This window comes from Nocardia sp. NPDC051981, assembly GCF_040680715.1.
GTDB lineage: Bacteria > Actinomycetota > Actinomycetes > Mycobacteriales > Mycobacteriaceae > Nocardia.
This window is the reverse complement of sequence record NZ_JBFAXK010000018.1, coordinates 72,936-89,788: the sequence shown is the minus strand read 5'-3', so window position 1 is coordinate 89,788 and position 16,853 is coordinate 72,936. Positions and strand designations below refer to the sequence as shown.

The window sequence follows — 16,853 nt, the reverse complement described above, 5'->3', positions numbered from 1 at the left end:
CGTAGCGTTGTTCACCACCCTCGGATCGGCATCGACGATCCGATTCGCCCCTCGAACGGCGTCTCCGGCAACGCATTCAGGTGCACTCGGGAGGTGGCTACGGAGCCGGGCTCGGAGCAGCGGCGGCCTCGAAGGCGGTGGTGATGGCGGCGACCACCCGATCCATTGTCGGCGGCTCTTGCCCGGAAAGTTCCCGCTCGACGGAGGTCATGTCGACATCGGGCATGCCGCAGGCGACCGCGAGCTTCCAGGGGGTGAGGTCGCCGGTGACATTGAGAGCGAAACCGTGCGTGGAGACATTACGGCCGACGCGCATACCGATCGACGTGATCTTGCGGCCGCTGTCGCGGGTCCAGACGCCGGTGAGGAGCTCGGAACCAGGTGGGGTGTCACGGCGTTCGGCGGGGATCCCGAGCTCGGCCAGGGCCGTGACGAGTCGGCGCTCGACGTCGCGGATGAGGTCGACGACACCCTCGCCGGGTTGCAGTTTGACGATGAGATAGCCCACGAGCTGGCCGGGCCCGTGATAGGTGAGCTGGCCGCCGCGGCGGGTCAGGAGGACCGGGATATCGGTCTCGGGGGCGGGGAAGTGGGCCTCGGGGGTACGGGCCCCGGCGGTGAAGATGGGTTCGTGGCTCAGGAGCCACAGGGTGTCAGGCCGCTGGTCGGCGACGCGCTCCTCCCACATCTCCTGCATGCGGTCCATCGCCGCCGAGTACTCGATGAGGCTGTCGGTGTCGTCGATGAGGGTCAGCGGCCGGGACTTCACAGCTTCATTGGTACCACCGCCGCCCGGCGTGCCCGGGCCCGGCCGCCAATGCGATCCTGCTGTGTGTCGACGCCGCCTTTCGTCGACATCCAATCGATAGGACACGAGATGGTCAGCCCATGCCCGAGACCGATACCGCGGTCGTGATGTTCGCCCGCCACCCGAGCCGGCGTGTGCGCTGGGAGCGGGCGACCACCGCCCCCTTCACTGTCCTGGCCGTCGCCTTCCTGGTCTCCTATGTGTGGCAGGTGCTCGACCACGGCCGCACCCCGTCGCTGGATGCCTGGCTGACCCGGGTCGATATCGCGATCTGGCTGCTCTTCTCCGCCGATTTCCTTTTCCGCCTTCGCATTTCGACCGATCGGAGGCGCTTCCTGCGCAACAACTGGCTGGACCTGTCGATCGTGCTGGTGCCACCGTTGCGCCCGCTGCGACTGCTGCGTGCGGCCTTGCTGATCATCGACGCGGTCGACCGGCACACGCGGTTCCAGGCGCGGGTGCGTCTGACGATGTTCGTCGGCGTGAGTTCGATGCTGCTCGTATTGCTGTGCAGCGTCGCCATCTTCGACGCCGAACGGGATGCCCCGGGGAGCAATATCCACAGTCTCGGTGAGGCGGCATGGTGGTCGGTGGTATCTGTCACCACGGTCGGTTACGGGGACTTCTACCCGGTGACAGTCCAGGGCAGGCTGATCGCGGTGGTGCTGATGACCGTCGGAATCGGCCTGATCTCCTTCGTCATCGGTACCGTCACCAGCTGGGTCATCGACCAGCTGCGCACGGTGGACGAGGGTGTCGAACGGGCCGACCGCGAACTCGACGAGCTGATCGGCGAGGTGCGGTCGTTGCGCGCCGACATCGCCGAGCTGCGTGCCCAGCTGGGCGCACCACGCCAGGAAGGGGTCCGCGAGCTGGGAAAATCCGGGTGAGGTGGCCTGATTACAAGGATTACGATGCGACCAGCAAGAATGGGTACGCAGTACCGATGCTGCCGAAGAGTATCCGCCCGACCCGTAACCAGCCTGGGGAGTGACGAACCATCGTGGCCGATGACAACAGTGCCGAGCAGACCGCTGCGTTGAGCGAGGAGTCGCTCTCCGCCGCCGCGGAAGCTGCTGAGAAGGCGTTCGCCTCGGCCTCGACCCTGGACGAGCTGGCTGCCGCCAAGACCGAGTACATGGGTGGCAAGTCGCCGATCTCGCTGGCGCAGCGCTCGCTGGGCACGCTGCCCAAGGAGGAGAAGGCCGACGCCGGCAAGCGCGTCAATGTCGCGCGCGGCCGGGTATCGCAGGCGTACGAGACCCGCCAGGCCGAGCTGCTCGCCGAGCGCGACGCGGCGGTCCTGGTCGCCGAGACCATCGACGTCACCCTGCCCGCCCGTCGGCACGCCGAGGGCGCGCGGCACCCGATCTCGGTGCTGTCCGAGCGGGTCGCGGACGTGTTCGTGGCCATGGGCTGGGAGGTCGCCGAGGGTCCCGAGGTGGAGACCGAGCACTTCAACTTCGACGCCCTCAACTTCCTGCCGGACCACCCGGCCCGCACCATGCAGGACACCTTCCACATCGCGCCGGAGGGTTCGCGGCAGGTGCTGCGCACGCACACCTCGCCGGTTCAGGTGCGCTCCATGCTGTCTCGCGAGCTGCCGATCTATGTGGTCTGCCCAGGGCGGACCTTCCGCACCGACGAGCTGGACGCCACCCACACCCCGGTGTTCTCGCAGATCGAGGGTCTGGCCATCGACAAGGGCCTGACCATGGCGCACCTCAAGGGCACCCTGGACTCGTTCGCGCGGGCGCTGTTCGGTCCGAACACCACCACGCGCATGCGGCCCAGCTTCTTCCCCTTCACCGAGCCGTCCGCCGAGGTGGACGTGTGGTTCGAGGACAAGAAGGGCGGCCCCGGCTGGGTCGAGTGGGGCGGCTGCGGCATGGTGAACCCGAAGGTGCTCATCGCCAGCGGCATCGATCCCGAGGTGTACAGCGGTTTCGCGTTCGGCATGGGTCTGGAACGGACCCTGCAGTTCCGCAACGGCCTGCCGGACATGCGTGACATCGTCGAGGGCGATGTGCGCTTCACGCTGCCGTTCGGCATCCAGCCCTGACCTGACCCCGATACGAGGAAGCGAAACGTCAAGTGCGAGTAGCGCAGTCCTGGCTGACGGAAATCCTGCAGCGAACCACCCCCGGGTGGTCGGTGACGCCGGAGGAGCTCGACGCGGGGTTCGTCCGGGTCGGGCTGGAGGTCGAAGAGGTCGACCGGTTGCACCAGGTGCAGGGTGACATCGAGCACCCGCTGGTGGTCGGACGGGTCGCCGAGATCACCGAGCTGACCGAGTTCAAGAAGCCGATCCGCTTCTGCAAGGTGGACGTCGGCAATCCCGAGCTGCAGGAGATCGTCTGCGGTGCACGGAATTTCGCCGTCGGCGACCTGGTGGTCGTGGTGTTGCCCGGTGGCGTGCTGCCCGGTGGCTTCCAGATCGCGTCGCGGAAGACCTACGGCCACACCAGCAATGGCATGATCTGCTCGGTCGCCGAACTGGGGATCGGGAAGGATCACAGCGGCATCCTGGTGCTCGAGCCCGGCACCGCCGAGCCGGGCGCGGACGCCAATGAGCTGCTGGGTCTGGACGATACGGTCATCGAGCTGGCCATCACCCCCGACCGCGGCTACGCCTTCTCGGCGCGCGGCCTGGCGCGTGAACTGGCCTGCGGCTTCGACCTGGAATACGGCGATCCGGCCGTGCGGCTGCTGCCGGACGACGAGGCCGATGCCTGGTCGGTGAAGCTCGAGCCCGATTCGCTGTGCACGCGCTTCGCGGTGCGCCGGGTGACCGGCATCGACCCGACGGCCGTGAGCCCGTGGTGGCTGCAGCGTCGCCTGCTGCTCTCGGGCGTGCGGCCCATCTCCCCGGCCGTCGACGTCACCAACTACGTGATGCTCGAGCTCGGCCAGCCGCTGCATGCCTTCGACGCCACGAAGGTGCAGGGCGGTTTCGTGGTGCGCCGCGCGCACAAGGGCGAAACATTGCGCACCCTCGACGAGGCCGAGCGCACCCTCGACTCCGAGGACGTGGTGATCGCCGATGACAGCGGCGTCATCTCGCTGGCGGGCATCATGGGCGGCGCGAGCACCGAGGTGTCCGGCACCTCCACCGACATCCTGCTCGAGGCCGCCACCTGGAATCCGGTGGCCGTGGCCCGCACCGCGCGCCGCCACAAGCTCGGTTCCGAGGCCAGCCGCCGGTTCGAGCGGATCGTGGACCCCGAGGTCAATGTGGCCGCCCTGGATCGCGCCGCCACGCTGTTGGCCGAGATCGCCGGTGGCACAGTCGAATCGGTGCTGACCGACGTGCGCGTGCCCACGCCGGCCGGGCAGCCGATCGTCATGGACATCGACCTGGCCGACCGCACCGCGGGCGTGCACTACGCGCCCGGCGCGGCCACCCGCCGCCTGCAGCAGGTGGGCTGCGCCATCGAGGTCGGCGTCAGCGAGTCGGGGCACGGGCAGCTGGTCGTGACCCCGCCGAGCTGGCGGCCCGACCTCACCCAGCCCGCCGATCTGGTGGAGGAGGTGCTGCGCCTGGAGGGGCTGGACAAGATCCCGTCGGTGCTGCCCACCGCTCCCGCGGGCCGCGGCCTCACCGCCCAGCAGCGTCGCCGCCGCGCGGTGAGCAAGGCGCTGGCATTCGAGGGCTGTGTCGAGGTGCCCGCGCCGGTCTTCATGCCCGGCGGTGTCTTCGACACCTGGGGTCTGGACGCGGATGACTCGCGCCGCAAGACGTTGCGGGTGCTCAACCCGCTCGATGTCGAGCGCGCCGAGCTGTCGTCCACGCTGCTGCCCGGTCTGCTGGAGATCGCCGTCCGCAATATCTCCCGAGGGGAGCGGGACCTCGCCATCTACGGCATCGGCCAGGTCACGCTGCCGAACGAGCAGACCGTGCCGGTGGGCCCGCTGCCCGTCGACCGCCGTCCCACAGAGGACGAGATCGGCATGCTGCTGCGGTCGCTGCCGGAGCAGCCGATCCACATCGGTGCCGTGCTCACCGGTCGCCGCGAGCCGCGGGGCCCGTGGGGTGCGGGTCGTGCGGTCGAGGCGGGCGACGCCTTCGCCCTGGTGGACGCGATCGCCGATGCTTCGGGCCTGGTGATCGAACGCCGTGCCGCGCAATACCTTCCGTGGCACCCGGGCCGGTGCGCCGAGCTCGTCGTCGACGGGGTGGTCGTCGGCCACGCCGGTGAGCTGCACCCCGCCGTCCTGGAGCGCTCGGGCCTGCCTCCGCGCACCTGCGCCGTGGAACTCGACCTCGATGCCCTGCCGCTGCGCGAAATCCGGCCCACCCCCGTGGTTTCCGCGTTCCCCGCGGTGCTGCAGGACGTGTCGATCAGCGTCGACAAGGCCGTGCCCGCCGCCGCCGTGGAGGCCGCCCTCCGCACCGGCGCGGGCGAACTGCTCGAGAACATCTCGCTCTTCGATGTCTACGAGGGCGCCCAGGCCGGTGAGGGCCGCAAGTCCCTGACCTACGCCCTGCGCTTCCGTGCCATCGATCGCACCCTGACCGAGGACGAGGCCAGCGCCGCCCGCGACGCAGCCGTCGCCGCCGCGTCCTCCGCGGTAGGAGCGGTCATCCGCGCCTGACCCGAACCGGCAAACACAACGGAGGCTCCGAACCCGGGGCCTCCGTTGTCATTTCCCCGGTTTGCTCAACTTCGACACCGCCGGTAGGGGTGATTCGCAGCCAGATTTCCCGGCACTGTTCAGCACTCACCGTTCGCAGCACAGTATCGACCAGCCCGAAGGTATGCGCCTTGGCCCCGAACGAAAACTGAAAAGACAAAAGATGCAGTGATGATGCGGGTGAACCCCCGCGGTGGTCGTCCTGGCTCGAAAAGATGCTGACCGTGGTGTCGTGTACAGGATCTGTCGGTCGGTCCCGTCGCGGGGTTCACGCACTGCCCGGTCGTGGCGCTGGTGACTTGATAGGAGCCTGTGCCAGCAGAGTCCCGTTACTGCTTTGTCCCGTGCGCTCGTTCTGGTGGTGCCGCCCTGCCCCTGGTCACAGCGCAGAACGGACAACTCCATCATGAACGATCCGGTCGTCGAGATCATCGCCGGCGTGGACACCCATAACGACACCCACACCGCTGCGGCGATCGATCCGGTGGGCCGGGAGCTGGGTTGGGCCCAATTCCCGGCCACCGCTGCCTGGAGAAGGGAGAAGGCCGGGCTCACGTCCGCACCTACCAGCCCTCTCACCTTTGAAGCCGCATGTGGGGTTGCTGCAGGAGGTATTCCCTCAGATCACGGGGTTGGGTCGCCACATGACGGTGTCGGCTTCGCAGTCGCGGTTGAGATCGGAGAAGCAGAGGCAGGAATGTCGGCGCGGGCGTCCGGGGATAGGCGAGAACCGATGAGCCCGCGGGGCGGGTCATGGCGGTCACGGTCGCGGTGATGATGGATGGCGGTCGGAATCGCGGTCGCATTGGTGGTCACGGTGGCGATGATCGTGCCGATCGCGGCAGCGGGTATATCGCTGTGGGCGTTGGGGTTCGGGATCATTGGTGCGGTAGCGGGGGGTTCTGTAGAAGGTGATGCGTGCCGTCCGTGGGCCGGGATCGGCGGGAGATGGCTCCCAGCCCGGCGGTAGCCCCCAGTCCGGCAGGGCAGGCGAGGTGACCACACTTGCCCGGTCCCTGCGCACACCGGCAGCACACGAGCAGCCGGGAATCACGCCGCCCGTGCACCCCACCTCCGGCAACTGGAATCGATCGCAGCGGCGACCTGCTGCCCCACGTAATGTCGATCGTTCACGCGGGCCGTGCCGGTCGGGTCGAGATGTTTCGGGGCAATCCACCCGGTACGCCCCCGATACGGGGAATCCTTGCCCATGACAACGGTTTTCCAGCCCCCGGCACTGTCGTTCACCAGCGCGTGGCAGTGGTCGCAGGCCAGGGTCAGGTTGGTCAGATCGGTGGGGCCGTCTTTGGCCCAGTCGGTGATGTGGTGCACCGCGCACATGCTCGCGGGTGCCTCGCATCCCGGTCGGGTGCAGCCCTTGTCGCGAGCGATCAACGCCAACCGCTGAGCGGGGGTGGCCAGTCGCTGGCAGCGCCCCAGATACAGCGGCAGCCCGTCGGCGTCGAGGACCGCCAGCACCGGACGCCTGCCCTCGGCCATCTTCAACGCCTCGTCGATCGAGACGTGGCCGCCGGAGGCGGTGGTCGCGACCCCGGCCCCACGCTCGAGGTCGGCGAGGTTCATGGTCAGGATGGCCTGCACCGGCAGACCACGGTGCGAACCGAGCCTGGCGGGGTCGACGCCGGGCTGCAGCAACGCGAACACCGCGTCGTGGGTGCGCTGCCCGGCATGACGACGGTCACGACGCGCAGCAGCCTCGAGGACCGTCGAATCGACGACCTTGGTCGTGGCGGAAACGCTGTCGGTGTCGTCGATGTTGCACATGCCCGGACGGGCAAGCTTGGCGAACACCGCATCGAGCAGGGCCCGCAGTTCGGGGGTGATCCAGCCTTCGATCCACGACATGCCATCGACGCCGGGGCGGCCCAGGATCAGGCCGCGGCGGCGACGGCGATCGGTGTCGGTGACGACCTTGCCGTCGGGGTCGATGCGGGCGAGGATGTCGCGCCCGATCTTGGGCAGGTCATCGGGCCACCCGACCCGGGAGTGGCTGACCAGGATGTTCTCGGCCTCCGCGCGCGTCTCGGCGGGGATGTCGGCAGGCAGGTGGGTCATCACGTCGATGATGTTGCGGACGTGATCGCGCGAGATATCGCCTGCCTCATAGGCTTCGGCGGTCTTCTCCAACGCGGCCGGGCGCAGATGACCGGTGGGCTCGAAGAATTCCCCGCACCGGCGGGTGATCTTCACCCGCACCGACGCGTCGTACCGCGACAGGCCCAACGTCTGCCGCAGGAACGACACCACATCTTTTGCCCCACTGCCTTCGGGCAGCGAACGATTGCAGGCTTCGACGATCAGGCGTGAATCCAGCGCCGACAGTTGACGTTTGCAGGTTTCCAGCCGCTGCATCAACTCCACGACATCACCATCGGAAAACGGGTTCAGGTTTCCGTGGAGGACGGAATTCGACAGGGTTTCCACGGCGGCTGCCAGGTCGGCGATGCCGCACGTGTCGAGTGTTTCCCCTTTCGAATCCATGCGCTAATTCTACCGCTTACATGATCGCGTTTTTGGCGAATTCTATTGTGATGCAATGTGTTTCAGAATTTCATATGTTTCAGGCGAATTGGGTCGAGTGAGGTGAGCTGATCTGCGTGGTGGGAGTGCGAAGAAGGAATTGTCGAGGGTGACTCGGTCGGCGGCGGGTATGTGGAGGGTCGGGTAGCTGTGGGTGATCAGGCGGCTGTGCAGTGCTGACAGGTCGAGGTCCGAGTTGAAGTGTTGAGGTGGGTGCATCGGGAGGTCGAGCGGTTCAGGTCGAGTTCTGCTTGCCGGCTGGACCAGCGGTTCAGGCGGCACGGTCGCTCGATAACCTCTTGTTCCCGGCCTTTACCCGGGCCAGGCCGGAGTGTTGGACCTGGTGGCAGCCGGGGCAGCGGGCGATCAGGCGTTGGATGGGGCGGTCGGCGTGGAACTCGAAGATCCATTTCTCGTGGCAGTCGGGGCGTCCGATGCGGCCGTTGCGGATCGCCTGGTCGCCGCAGATCTCGCAGCGATCTCCGGCGGCTGTGCAGACCGGAATGCGCGGGGCATCCGAGATCTTCCGGTCCACGAGGCCGCGGATACTGGAACCGTGCGTGCCGGGCGGCAGCAGGTCGGACCGGATGACCACGCCGTCGGGGGATTCGGGACCGGCGAGGGTGTCTGTCCGAATCAGGTCATACTCGTCGAATGGAATGTGCCGCAACATATCTCGAGTAACTGACAGAACCGTCCGGTTCGAATGCATCGTCCGAATCGAAGGTGACGAATTGGTCGAATCGGGAATTGAAGGTGAGGTCTCTCCGCGGGCGGGGAGGTAGGGAGGTAAGAAAGAACCATGTGGCATCCGGCGACCCCCATCCTCAACGCGCTCAGCTATCAGCCGGGCGACCGGCGGATTCTGGAGACTCCGGAGACGTATGGCCTCGACTATGAGGAGATGTCGCTGCGCACGACCGATGGTGAGACCGTCGAGGCCTGGTTCGTGCCGGCGGTGGGGGAGCCGCTGGGGCACATTCTGTTCGCGCACGGGAATGGCGGGAACATCGGGGATCGGTCGCCGATGCTGGGCATGCTCGCGGCGGTCGGGTTCGATGTGATGGTTTTCGATTACCGCGGGTACGGGCGCAGCACCGGCCGGACGGACGAGCGTGGGACGTATCTGGACGTGCGGGCGGCGCGGGAGGCACTGCTCGCGCAGCCCGGTGTGGATGCCAACCGGGTGGTGTATCTGGGAAAGTCGCTCGGCGGCGGCGTGATGCTCGAGCTGGCGAATGCCTTTCCGCCCGCCGCGCTGCTGCTCATGTCGACCTTCACCGGCATGCGGGACGCGGCGGTCGCGGTGTATCCGTTCCTGCCGAAGCTGTTCGTGCCCAACGCCTATCCCAGCCTGCCGCGAATTCGTATGCTGACCTGCCCGGTCATGATCATGCACGGCGACATGGACGAACTCCTGCCCGTACAGATGGGCCGCGATCTGTACGCCGCCGCGCCCGAGCCCAAACAGCTGGTGATCTATCCCGGCGGCATGCACAACGACCTCATCGGATTCCCGGGCTGGGCGGAGACGGTGGCGACCTGGGCGGCCGGGGTGCTGCCGCCCAAGCGCCTCACTTCCGGATGATATTGGCGAGGAATTCGGCATTGCTGCCGGTCCTGCGCAGGCCGTCGAGGAGCAGGTCGAGGGCGCGCTGATCGTCCAGTTCGGCCAGGGTGCGGCGGAGTCTGTCCACGGCGAGCCGCTCGTCGGGGGCGAACAGCAGTTCGTCGCGGCGGGTGCTGGACTTGGCGATGTCCACCGCCGGGAAGACGTGGCGGCTCGCCAGCCCGCGGTCGAGTTTGAGCTCGGCATTGCCGGTGCTCTTGTACTCCTCGAAGATGACGGTGTCGGCGAGCGAACCGGTTTCGACGAGTGCGGTGGCGATGATGGTCAGCGATCCGCCGTGTTCGATATTGCGGGCCGCGCCCAGGAACCGCTTCGGCGGCGTCAATGCCATGGAATCCACACCGCCGGAAAGGATTCGGCCCGAGGCGGATCCGGTCATGTTGTAGGCGCGGGCGAGTCGGGTCAGGGAGTCGAGCAGGACGACGACGTCGCGGCCCTGTTCGGCCAGCCGCTGGGCGCGTTCGATGGCCAGTTCGGCCAGGGCGGTCTGTTCGGCGGGGGAATGATCGAAGGTCGCGGCGATCACCTCGGCGGGTACCCCGCGTGAGAGGTCGGTGACCTCCTCGGGGCGTTCGCCGACCAGTACCAGCATCAGGTGCGCCTCCGGGTGGTTGGCGGCGACGCCGTGTGCGATCGCCTGCAGCACAGAGGTTTTGCCCGCCTTGGGTGGTGCCACGATCAAGGCACGCTGGCCCTTGCCGATCGGCATCATGAGGTCGGTGACGCGGGTGGTGAGCTGGTGCGGCCCGGTTTCGAGTCGCAGCCGCTCATTGGGGTGGATGGGGGTCAGGTCCTGGAAGTGCGGTCGCGGGGAGATCTCGGCGACCGGGAGGTCGTTCACGGTGTCGACCCGTACCAGGGGAGCGAGCTTGCCGTTCTTGGTGTTCGGCTGCGCCAGGCCGGTGAGGGCATCGCCGCGGCGCAGGCCGTGGCTCCGGATCAATCGGGTGGGCACGTGGATGTCCTCGGGGCCGGGCAGGTATCCGCTGCGGCGCAACACACCGCTCTGGCCGTGGATATCCAGGATTCCCGTTGCGGGCGTGAGGGTTTCGATGTGTTCGAGGGCCGGGGTCGCGTCGGTATGGGCGACCCGCGGCCTGGGATCGATGGTGGTCATGTGAGTTCTCCTTGTAGGGATCAGGTGACTTGTGCACCGGGAGTGAGTGATTGGTGTGGCCGGATGCGGCCGAAGGCGGTAGGAAACCGCCGGTGAATCCGAGTGATTCGCGAATGGCGGAGCAGCACTGGGCGGGAGCTACAGCGCCACCGGGTAACCGGCTCGGGGAGGGAAGAAATCGCATGGGAGGGACTCGGCGTCGACCTGCATCCACGGGATTGCGACGCCCTCACCGTACGCCGTCCTCGATTCCCGCGCAATGTTCCGATCTCCGCGCCGCTGTGCCAGGCCCCCGCGGTCCTCGCGATGCGTAGCCTGGAACCCATGAGCGATGCCAAGGAACTCGCGGCGTTGTTGGCGCAGCTGCCGGACGCCGAACTCGCGGCGGTGGTCGAGGCCGCCACCGACGGCAAGGCCGGGCTGGCCGCGCTGCACGCGGTGGCGCAGTCACTGGCGGCCACCCTGGGTCATGCACCCGATGTCATCGATGTGACTCCAGACACGCTTCCGGTGGAAGGCTATCCGCAGTCTGAGACGGTCTCGACATCCGGGCAGGTGGGAGCGGGTCCCGTGGTCACCGGGATACCGGTACCGCCTGCGGGTATCCCCGCAGGTCCGGCCATCGGCGGGTATACCTCGGGCGGCGTCCCTACTTTCGAGTCAGTTCGCGATAAGGTCGAGCAGCGCTACGGGACATCGCAGGGGATGGGCGAACTCGATCGGCAGACACCAGTGGGCCGTAGCGTCGAGGAACAGTGGGATGCGCGGGCGAAGGCCGCGCGGGAACGTCTGGAACAGATTCGAAAATCGGTGCACGGCAACGATTCCGAGTGATCAGGCGTTCCGTCTTCAATTGATGGGTGGAACCTTGACCGAGTCCGATACGCCGTCCCGGGCGCCCCGCGAAATCGCCGAGAAGCTCCTGGATCTGCAGGTCGACTTCATTGTCGCCGAGGTCAGCGGTGACCGCTTCGCCGAAGTGATCGCCCGCGATGTGGAAGCGGTGATCGGTGTCGCCGACACCATCATCTTCCGTGACGTGGTGGAGATCGATCAGGCCAAGCAGACCGTCGCCAATGTCATCGACCTGATCGGCGGCAGCCCGGTACTGGGCGAAATGGTCGGCACGCTGGCCGATTCGCTGTACGAGAACATCGCCGGGAATCACGACTACACCCTCGGCGACGTGGTGGACCGCGAGCCGGTCGAGCAGCTGCTGGAGAAGCTCTTCGGCATGCACCAGGCCCAGGAACGCATCCTGGAGCGACTGACCGAGAGCCCCCTCATCGCGACCGTGGCCGCCAAGTTCGTGGACAAGCTGGTCGACGATCTGATGGAGACCAACAAGCAGATCGCCTCGAAGATTCCCGGCGTCGGCTCCCTGGTCTCCATGGGCACCAATGCCGCCAAGTCCGCGCGCAAGGCGGCGGAGAAGGCCGGCGGCACCTTCATCGGCGAAATGGCCGGCAAGGGCGCGCAATTCGCGCTCAAACGCACCAACAACGCCATTCGAGAAATGCTGCGCGACGCCCCGGTGCACGACGCGGCCATGGAATTCTGGGACCTGCACGCCGGTGAGCCGGTCAGCGGCCTGCGCGAGTACCTGTCCCAGCAGGATCTCCGCGACCTGGCCCTGATCATCCACCGGATCGCGCTGACCACCCGCAACAAGGAATACGTCGGCGTGCTGGTGGACGAGGGCGTCGAGGTGTTCTTCGAGAAGTACGGCGACCACACCCTGGCGGCCATGCTGCCCGAGCTGGGCCTGTCCGAGGCGGTCATCGCCGAGGAGATCCTGCGCTACGGCCCGGCCGTGGTGGAGGCCGCCAAGCGGAACGGCGTGCTGGCCAAGCTGATTCGCGAGCGGCTGGAACCGTTCTTCCTGTCCGAGCCGGTGCTGGCGGTGCTCGCCGGGAACTGACCCGAGACCTGCGAACAGGGTCGCATGCTGAAACCGCGTGCGGCCCTGTTTCATTCCCTGACGGGAGAACCCGCTCATTCCCTGGAGGGAATCGCGCAGCGCATCGCACTCGCACAGACTCGATGCCATGACGAACATCGACATCAACGAACTCGCCGACCGGTACCTGGTCATGTGGAACGAGCCCGACCCGGAGCCGCGCCGCAAACTCATTCGCGAATTGTGGGCCGAGGACGGCGCGCAGATTCTCGTCGATCCGCCGGAGGATATGCGAGATGCCGCCACTCGCTTGAACTTTCCTATCCCGTCGCTCGAGGTGCGGGGGCATCATGCGCTGGAACGGCGTGTGGAGCGGGCCTACGAGATGTTCCTGGCAGCGGGCGAACACCGCTTCGTCCAGCGTGGGGAAGCGACGGTGCTGTTGAAGCGGGTCATCGCTGTCACCTGGTCGATGGTGACCGCCGATGGCACCGTGGTCGGCGGTGGGATGGATGTCCTCGCGCTGGACGAGGACGGCCGCATCCGCACCGACCACCAGCACATCGGCGTCGAGTAGGGCCTCGAGCCCGTGAGCGGGTGCACACGTCGCGGATCGTGCCATGCATGATTGCTTCGACTCGAGCAATGCAAGGTTGCTTCGACCGAAAGGAGCGTCGTGGCCCTCGACAAGGGAGTCGCCGCAGCCCTCAGTGACAGCGTCCGCGCCTGTGGCGACGCTGTCCTGGGTCCGCGGCACAAATCGCTGCCCCCGGCCGCCTGGGGACTGACCGTCCGCGAATACCTGGCCACGAATCCGCACCTGGACGACCTGCAGACGCCGGTGCTCACCATGGACCGCTCCGCGCTGGACACGAACCGGGCCGTCATGGCCGACTGGGCGCGCGCCGCCGGCGTCCGGCTCGCCCCGCACGGCAAGACCTCCATGTCGCCCCAGCTCTGGGCCGAACAGCTCGAGACCGGCTCCTGGGGCATCACCCTCGCCACCGGCTGGCAGGCCCAGGTCGGGCGGTCGTTCGGCCTCGACCGCATCGTGCTGGCCAACACGCTCGTAGATCCGATCGGGTTGCACTGGGCGGCAACGGAAATCGCGCGTGACCCCGACTTCGAGCTCTACAGCTGGGTCGACGGCGTCGACGCGGTCCGGGAGATGGAGCGCCACCTCGCGTCCGCCCCCGACGGGGTCCAGTTGAACGTCGTCGTGGAACTCGGTGGCCCGCACGGCCGTACCGGCGCCCGCGGGCTGGCCGCCGCCCACGCGGTCGCCGAGGCGGTCCACAGGTCACCGCGCCTGCGACTCGCAGGGGTCGGCGGTTACGAGGCCGCACTCGCCCACGATCGCTCTCCGGAAGCCCTTGCGGCCGTGCGGCACTACCTGGACGAGCTCACGATCCTGCACCAGGAGCTGATGGCCGCGGGCAGATACGACGATCGTGTGATCGTGACCGCCGGCGGCAGCGCATATCCGGACCTCGTCGTGGAGCGACTGGCCGGACTGGCGGATGAGGATGGCGTGCACGGAGCTCCGACAGTGGTGGTGCTGCGGTCCGGCGCGTATCTGGTGCACGATGACGGGTTCTACTCCGGGATTTCGCCACTGGCGGATGGTCAGGCCGAGCGTCCGCTGCGGTCGGCGATGCACGGATGGGCACGCTGTGTGTCCCGCCCGGAAGCGGAACTCGCGTTGCTCGATGCGGGCAAGCGTGATATTCCGTACGACTTGGGTTTACCTGTTCCGCAGCGGATCACCGAACCGGTGACCAGCGGGCTCTCGACGGTTGCGGCCACTTCGCTGCCGGCCGGCGCGCATGTCTCGGCCTTGAACGATCAGCACGCCTTCTTGCGGCTGCCGGGTGCCTCGGACGACCAGGTGCCGGTGGGAAGTGTGGTGCGACTGGGGCTTTCGCATCCCTGCACCGCGTTCGACAAGTGGCGTCTCATCCCGGTGATCGATGACGCCGACGCCGAGCGGCCGCGGATCGTCGACTTCCTGCACACCTATTTCTGAGCGGGATGTCGCAGCCGCTCCGCTTCGGCCGCGGCGGGTGGACCTCGAGGTCCGGTCCACCGCCGCGACGACGGATGCCTCGCGGCACGTGGCGCGATCCATCGGCGACAGCGATGCGGTCCGCGTTCGTGCCGTCCCCTCGCGGACACCCGGTGTCGCCGTGCGGTGTGCCGCACGGCGTGGCAAGCATCCCGATCGGCGCGGGTGCGGGTCAAGGTGAACTCCTGTCCCAATTTGTCCCAGCGAAAATAGCGGCTGGATTGCCTTATTCCTCGGAGTTCGCGGACTGCGTCGACCGCGGGTGTTCCGGTACCTTGTGCGACGGAACAACGTTTCATGGCTTCTGGAGGTATCGGTGACCGCGGCACGCTCGGAGATTGCCGACTATTTGCGGAGTCGTCGCGAAGCGGCCGGCCTGACCCGAGCCGAGCTGTCCCGGCGAGCCGGTGTCTCCGAGGCGCTGATCCAGAAGATCGAGCAGGGCACTCGCCAGCCCACCGCGGTCGCCCTCGGCGCGCTGTTCACCGCGCTCCAGGTGCCGGCGCAGGTGCGAGACCACGTCGCCACCCTGCTGCAGCCCGAATTGGCCAGCTTCGGAACCGAAATCACGCCGCCGGAGCCCTACGAGCTCGACTTCCTGCATGCCATGCCGCACCCCGCCTGCTTCCAGACCATGCCCGCGATAGACCTGGTCGCCGCCAATGACGCCTATCTGCGGGCGTTTCCGGGACTCGCGCCCGGCGACGTCATCGTCGAATGGATGCTGCTGGACCCGCGGGCGCGCGAGATCATCGACGACTGGGAACGCGAAGCGCACTTCATGGTGTACGGATTCCGGTACATGGCCTCCGCCACCCACTCGCCCGAACGACTCGCGGCCATCGTCGACCGCTGCCGCGCGGCCCCGGAGTGGGATCGCTTCTGGTCCACCGAGATTCCGCCCGAGAAGGTCGCCCGCCGGCCGGTGCGGGTGCGCTCGCCCGAGACCGGCGAGTGGGTGAGCTACCGCATGCAGATATTCAAATTCGAACTGCCGCAACGCCCCTGGTGGATCTACTCGCTGGTCCCGGCCAATTGAGCAGCACCGGTGGCGAAATGCTGCCGGTAGCGTTCGGGCGTGGTGGCCAGGCGTCGGCCGAACACCCGGTGCAGGGTTTCGCCGTGGCGGTAGCCGACCTGGCGGGCGATCGCACCGATGGTCAGCTCGGTGGACTCCAGCAGGCGGCGGGCCGCCTCGACGCGCAGATCCTCCACGAAAGCCGCTGGCGTGCTACCGGTTTCGATGCGAAAGGCCCGGGCGAAGTTGCGTTCGCTCATGCCCGCGCGGCGGGCCAGCTCGGCCACCCCGAGGTTCGCGTCGAGATGATCGGGCAGCCATTGCTGCACCGCGCGGATGGCGGGCGTGCGCGCGGGCTGGGTGCGCAGTTGCGCGCTGAACTGGGTCTGCCCGCCGGGACGCCGGGTGAACACCACGTACAGCCGCGCGATCATGGCGGCGACCTCGCGGCCGAAGTCGTCCTCGACCAGTGCCAGCGCCAGGTCGACGCCCGCCGACATGCCCGCCGACGTCCAGCGATTGCGGTCGCGCACATAGATGCGATCCGGTTCGACCGTGACCCGCGGATAGCGCTGGGCCATCAGGTCGGTCGAGGCCCAGTGGGTGGTGGCCCGGTAGCCGTCGAGCAACCCGGCCGCGGCCAGTAGCAGCGCGCCCGCGCACACCGACGTCACCCGCCGCGCCTTGCGGGCCAGGGCGGGCAGTTCCCGCACCACCTCCGCCCCGGCCGGCCCGGAGGCCATGCCGCCCACCACGATCAGGGTGTCGAAGTCGTCGCCGGCGGCGATGTCGTGCAGCGAATGCTCCACCGAGAGGGTGAGGCCGCCGTCCGCGGTGATCGGGCGGCCACCCGGCGAGGCCGTCAGCAGTCGGTAGGGAAGCGGGGCCGCCGCGGCGTCGGTCTCGGCCGTGCGGCTGTCCATTTCGGCTGGGCGGCCGTTCATTTCGGCAGGTCCGTGCGCCGCGCTGATCGGATGTTCGCGCAGCACCGGCGGCAGTTGCGCGGGCGGCCGCTCGCGGACGCCGTTGAGGAGCGCGAACACATCCAGCGGCCCGGCCAGCTCGGACAGCTGCATGCCCTGGTAGACAACGAAAACGATGGTGCGGGGGGCGGGCATCCCGCCATCATCGCAGCCGCC

At 67.8% G+C, this 16,853-nt stretch carries 14 protein-coding genes; 9 read left to right on the top strand and 5 right to left on the bottom strand.

Features of this window, described 5'->3' with window-relative positions:
* Nucleotides 1-97: 97 nt before the first annotated feature.
* Entirely contained in the window at nucleotides 98-769 is a 672-nt protein-coding gene (gene lipB, locus AB0L60_RS27765; RefSeq protein ID WP_364619419.1) for a lipoyl(octanoyl) transferase LipB, read from the bottom strand.
* A 119-nt stretch (nucleotides 770-888) separates the two neighbouring features.
* On the opposite strand from lipB, the gene AB0L60_RS27760 reads away from it, so the two are divergent.
* The 3 genes from AB0L60_RS27760 to pheT all read left to right on the top strand — a co-directional run bounded on the left by AB0L60_RS27760 (nucleotide 889) and on the right by pheT (nucleotide 5,404).
* On the top strand, nucleotides 889-1,698 hold the full coding sequence (locus AB0L60_RS27760; protein WP_364619416.1) for an ion channel: 810 nt from the start codon (nucleotides 889-891) through the stop codon (nucleotides 1,696-1,698).
* Between the two features lie 113 nt (nucleotides 1,699-1,811).
* On the top strand, nucleotides 1,812-2,870 hold the full coding sequence (pheS, locus tag AB0L60_RS27755) for a phenylalanine--tRNA ligase subunit alpha (protein WP_364619413.1): 1,059 nt from the start codon (nucleotides 1,812-1,814) through the stop codon (nucleotides 2,868-2,870).
* 32 nt (nucleotides 2,871-2,902) lie between these two features.
* A complete protein-coding gene (gene pheT / locus AB0L60_RS27750) occupies nucleotides 2,903-5,404 on the top strand; it encodes a phenylalanine--tRNA ligase subunit beta (RefSeq protein ID WP_364619410.1) in 2,502 nt (833 codons plus the stop codon).
* A 1,089-nt stretch (nucleotides 5,405-6,493) separates the two neighbouring features.
* Here pheT and AB0L60_RS27745 read toward each other — a convergent pair.
* Both AB0L60_RS27745 and AB0L60_RS27740 read right to left on the bottom strand, forming a co-directional pair.
* Nucleotides 6,494-7,945, bottom strand: a complete 1,452-nt coding sequence (locus AB0L60_RS27745) for a DUF222 domain-containing protein (protein ID WP_364619407.1) — start codon at nucleotides 7,943-7,945, stop codon at nucleotides 6,494-6,496.
* A gap of 310 nt (nucleotides 7,946-8,255) precedes the next feature.
* Complete coding sequence (locus tag AB0L60_RS27740) at nucleotides 8,256-8,657, bottom strand: hypothetical protein (protein ID WP_364619404.1); 402 nt, start codon at nucleotides 8,655-8,657, stop codon at nucleotides 8,256-8,258.
* Nucleotides 8,658-8,786: 129 nt separating this feature from the next.
* Between AB0L60_RS27740 and AB0L60_RS27735 the strand changes: the two genes are divergently transcribed.
* Nucleotides 8,787-9,572, top strand: a complete 786-nt coding sequence (locus AB0L60_RS27735) for an alpha/beta hydrolase (RefSeq protein WP_364619401.1) — start codon at nucleotides 8,787-8,789, stop codon at nucleotides 9,570-9,572.
* Here the strand turns inward: AB0L60_RS27735 and rho are convergent.
* On the bottom strand, nucleotides 9,559-10,731 hold the full coding sequence (gene rho, locus AB0L60_RS27730) for a transcription termination factor Rho (protein WP_364619398.1): 1,173 nt from the start codon (nucleotides 10,729-10,731) through the stop codon (nucleotides 9,559-9,561). The genes AB0L60_RS27735 and rho overlap by 14 nt on opposite strands.
* Before the next feature lie 102 nt (nucleotides 10,732-10,833).
* On the opposite strand from rho, the gene AB0L60_RS27725 reads away from it, so the two are divergent.
* The 5 genes from AB0L60_RS27725 to AB0L60_RS27705 all read left to right on the top strand — a co-directional run bounded on the left by AB0L60_RS27725 (nucleotide 10,834) and on the right by AB0L60_RS27705 (nucleotide 15,735).
* A complete protein-coding gene (locus AB0L60_RS27725; RefSeq protein WP_364619395.1) occupies nucleotides 10,834-11,565 on the top strand; it encodes a hypothetical protein in 732 nt (243 codons plus the stop codon).
* Nucleotides 11,566-11,599: 34 nt separating this feature from the next.
* The gene (locus tag AB0L60_RS27720) at nucleotides 11,600-12,652 is read left to right on the top strand and encodes a hypothetical protein (protein ID WP_364619392.1); all 1,053 of its coding nucleotides are present in this window, start codon (nucleotides 11,600-11,602) and stop codon (nucleotides 12,650-12,652) included.
* A 127-nt stretch (nucleotides 12,653-12,779) separates the two neighbouring features.
* On the top strand, nucleotides 12,780-13,208 hold the full coding sequence (locus AB0L60_RS27715) for a hypothetical protein (protein WP_364619389.1): 429 nt from the start codon (nucleotides 12,780-12,782) through the stop codon (nucleotides 13,206-13,208).
* 99 nt (nucleotides 13,209-13,307) lie between these two features.
* Nucleotides 13,308-14,657, top strand: coding sequence for an amino acid deaminase (locus tag AB0L60_RS27710; RefSeq protein WP_364619386.1), 1,350 nt, complete (start codon nucleotides 13,308-13,310; stop codon nucleotides 14,655-14,657).
* A 355-nt stretch (nucleotides 14,658-15,012) separates the two neighbouring features.
* The gene (locus tag AB0L60_RS27705) at nucleotides 15,013-15,735 is read left to right on the top strand and encodes a helix-turn-helix domain-containing protein (protein ID WP_364619383.1); all 723 of its coding nucleotides are present in this window, start codon (nucleotides 15,013-15,015) and stop codon (nucleotides 15,733-15,735) included.
* Here AB0L60_RS27705 and AB0L60_RS27700 read toward each other — a convergent pair.
* Nucleotides 15,711-16,832 (bottom strand): DJ-1/PfpI family protein, encoded by a 1,122-nt coding sequence (locus tag AB0L60_RS27700; RefSeq protein WP_364619380.1) that lies wholly within the window; start codon nucleotides 16,830-16,832, stop codon nucleotides 15,711-15,713. The two genes, AB0L60_RS27705 and AB0L60_RS27700, sit on opposite strands and share 25 nt — an antisense overlap.
* Nucleotides 16,833-16,853 lie beyond the last annotated feature (21 nt).

What these genes read in the sequence shown, in the direction of transcription:
- AB0L60_RS27760 (WP_364619416.1), top strand. Translation starts at nt 889, where the DNA reads ATGCCCGAGACCGATACCGCGGTCGTGATGTTCGCCCGCCACCCGAGC.
- AB0L60_RS27745 (WP_364619407.1), bottom strand. Translation starts at nt 7,945, where the DNA reads ATGGATTCGAAAGGGGAAACACTCGACACGTGCGGCATCGCCGACCTG.
- AB0L60_RS27740 (WP_364619404.1), bottom strand. Translation starts at nt 8,657, where the DNA reads ATGTTGCGGCACATTCCATTCGACGAGTATGACCTGATTCGGACAGAC.
- AB0L60_RS27735 (WP_364619401.1), top strand. Translation starts at nt 8,787, where the DNA reads ATGTGGCATCCGGCGACCCCCATCCTCAACGCGCTCAGCTATCAGCCG.
- rho (WP_364619398.1), bottom strand. Translation starts at nt 10,731, where the DNA reads ATGACCACCATCGATCCCAGGCCGCGGGTCGCCCATACCGACGCGACC.
- AB0L60_RS27715 (WP_364619389.1), top strand. Translation starts at nt 12,780, where the DNA reads ATGACGAACATCGACATCAACGAACTCGCCGACCGGTACCTGGTCATG.
- AB0L60_RS27700 (WP_364619380.1), bottom strand. Translation starts at nt 16,832, where the DNA reads ATGCCCGCCCCCCGCACCATCGTTTTCGTTGTCTACCAGGGCATGCAG.